The 2413-nt window shown below is 44.6% G+C and carries 7 protein-coding genes and 1 pseudogene; all 8 read right to left on the bottom strand.

Annotated features, from left to right (window positions below; all coding sequences use genetic code 11):
* The coding region (locus tag A3766_RS32770) for an uL14 family ribosomal protein (RefSeq protein WP_197479690.1) at positions 1-63 on the bottom strand (63 nt) is incomplete at its 3' end.
* A gap of 26 nt (positions 64-89) precedes the next feature.
* Complete coding sequence (gene rpsQ / locus A3766_RS22675) at positions 90-359, bottom strand: 30S ribosomal protein S17 (RefSeq protein WP_068508559.1); 270 nt, start codon at positions 357-359, stop codon at positions 90-92.
* Between the two features lie 2 nt (positions 360-361).
* Positions 362-553 carry a 50S ribosomal protein L29 gene (gene rpmC / locus A3766_RS22670; RefSeq protein ID WP_068508532.1) on the bottom strand — a complete coding sequence of 64 codons (192 nt, stop codon included), beginning with the start codon at positions 551-553 and terminating at the stop codon, positions 362-364.
* Positions 553-966, bottom strand: a complete 414-nt coding sequence (gene rplP / locus A3766_RS22665) for a 50S ribosomal protein L16 (RefSeq protein WP_068508522.1) — start codon at positions 964-966, stop codon at positions 553-555. The genes rpmC and rplP overlap by 1 nt, the downstream gene beginning before the upstream one ends.
* A gap of 11 nt (positions 967-977) precedes the next feature.
* Positions 978-1661: a 30S ribosomal protein S3 gene (gene rpsC / locus A3766_RS22660; RefSeq protein ID WP_068508520.1), complete on the bottom strand. Its 684-nt coding sequence runs from the start codon at positions 1659-1661 to the stop codon at positions 978-980.
* A gap of 11 nt (positions 1662-1672) precedes the next feature.
* The gene (gene rplV, locus A3766_RS22655; RefSeq protein WP_368664608.1) at positions 1673-2011 is read right to left on the bottom strand and encodes a 50S ribosomal protein L22; all 339 of its coding nucleotides are present in this window, start codon (positions 2009-2011) and stop codon (positions 1673-1675) included.
* A 12-nt stretch (positions 2012-2023) separates the two neighbouring features.
* Entirely contained in the window at positions 2024-2299 is a 276-nt protein-coding gene (gene rpsS, locus A3766_RS22650; RefSeq protein WP_068508516.1) for a 30S ribosomal protein S19, read from the bottom strand.
* 20 nt (positions 2300-2319) lie between these two features.
* Positions 2320-2413, bottom strand: a pseudogene (locus A3766_RS29870) (50S ribosomal protein L2); the annotation flags it as partial.

The raw sequence follows: 2413 nt of genomic DNA, 5'->3' as shown, positions 1-2413 counted from the left end.
ACACATTACTCGACGCGCACCGCTGTTATCGGCCACATCTAGCATACTTTCCGTCTGAATCATCGTTGTTCTCCAAACCTTACCAGGGGTTAAACGTTAGATGCTTTTTCATCGATGTTTAGTAACGTGAAAGACTTTGTCTTCGAAAGAGGACGCGTCTCTTGAATTGTTACTACATCGCCGATGTTGCATTCGTTATTCTCATCGTGAGCATGTACCTTGGTAGAACGCTTAACGTACTTACCGTAGATTGGGTGCTTTACACGACGCTCAATCATCACAGTGATTGACTTATCCATTTTGTTACTAACAACTTTACCATTTAAGGTACGAGCTGTGTTCTGTGCAGTATCAGTCATAATCATTCACCTGCCTTTTGCGTCAATACAGTTTTAATGCGTGCAATGTCGCGTCTATTCTGACGAAGTAAATGAGACTGATTCAACTGACCAGTAGACTTGCGTAGACGCAAGTTAAACTGCTCTTTAAGCAAACCAAGAAGATCCTGATTCAACTCGTCTACAGACTTACTTGTTAATTCACTTGCTTTCATTACATCACCGTCCTTTCAACAAAGGTTGTCGAAACAGGTAATTTTGCAGCTGCAAGAGCGAATGCTTCACGCGCCAGCTCTTCCGGCACACCTTCAATTTCGAATAAAACTCGACCTGGCTGAACCTGGGCAACCCAATATTCAACACTACCTTTACCTTTACCTTGACGAACTTCTAAAGGCTTTTGCGTAATCGGCTTGTCAGGAAAAATTCGGATCCAGATCTTACCACCACGCTTAACTTTTCGAGAGATCGTACGACGAGCCGCCTCAATCTGTCGTGCAGTAATACGCCCGCGATCGGTACACTTAAGACCATATTCGCCGAAGCTTATCTTTGCACCGCGCTGAGCCAGACCGCGGTTACGGCCTTTCTGCATTTTTCTAAATTTGGTACGTTTTGGTTGTAGCATTACTTGGCCCCTTACTTAGCAGCTTTCTTCTTGGTAGCTTTCTTCTCAGCACGTACCTGTTCGATACCACCCAGAATCTCGCCCTTGAAGATCCAAACTTTAACGCCAATAATGCCGTAAGTGGTATTTGCCTCATGCGTTGAGTAATCAACGTCTGCACGCAATGTATGTAGAGGCACACGACCTTCACGATACCATTCACTTCTAGCTATCTCAGCACCACCCAAACGACCACCAAGCTGTATCTTGATACCCTTCGCACCTTGACGCATTGCATTTTGAACTGCACGCTTCATTGCACGACGGAACATAACACGACGTTCCAATTGGCTAGCTACACCTGCAGCAACCAACTTAGCATCCAAGTCTGGCTTACGAATTTCCTCGATATTGATGTGAACCGGAATCCCCATCATTTCGCCAATCTCTTTGCGAAGCTTTTCAACATCTTCGCCTTTCTTACCGATTACGATACCAGGACGCGCAGTGTGAATTGTCACACGAGCGTTCTGAGCTGGTCGCTCGATAGTGATCTTGCTAACTGACGCTCTTTCAAGCTTTTTCATCAAATACTCACGTACCTGAATGTCGTTTAGCAAGTACTTAGCGTAATCACCTTTCTCTGCATACCAAACGGAGTTGTGGTCTTTCACAATACCCAGTCTGATACCAGTAGGATGTACTTTCTGACCCATCTTAGTATCTCCTAGTTATCGGCCACTTTGACCGTGATATGACAGGTGCGCTTGAATATTCTATCAGCACGACCTTTCGCACGTGGTCGGATTCGTTTCATAGTTGGGCCTTCATCAACAAATACTGTTGAAACTTTAAGCTCATCTACGTCCAAACCATCGTTATGCTCTGCATTTGCGATAGCCGACTCCAACACTTTCTTCATAAGGGCTGCAGCTTTCTTAGTGCTGAAAGTTAAAACTTCCAACGCCTCTTCTACACCCTTTCCTCGGATCTGATCTGCTACCAAACGTGCCTTCTGAGCAGATAGACGAGCACCTCTATGCTTTGCAGCTACTTCCATCTCAATATCCTCTCAGAATTATCGCTTCGCTTTCTTATCGGCATCATGACCCCGATAAGTACGCGTTGCAGCAAATTCACCTAATTTATGACCAACCATATCTTCGGTTACATAAACAGGAACGTGTTGACGTCCGTTATGAACCGCAATAGTCAGGCCTACCATCTCAGGAAAAACAGTTGAACGACGAGACCAAGTCTTAATTGGTTTCTTGTCACCTTTTTCCAGAGCCGTTTCTACTTTCTTCAATAAATGAAGGTCTATAAATGGACCTTTTTTCAAAGAACGTGGCACAGCGTAACCCTCTTAGTTAATTACTTAGCCGACCGACGACGTACTATCATCTTGTCAGTGCGTTTGTTCTTGCGAGTTTTATAGCCTTTAGTAGGTACACCCCAAGGAGTAACA

The organism is Oleiphilus sp. HI0132, from assembly GCF_001635845.1.
The sequence above is the reverse complement of the archived record's forward strand: the minus strand, read 5'-3'. Positions and strand labels throughout refer to the sequence as shown.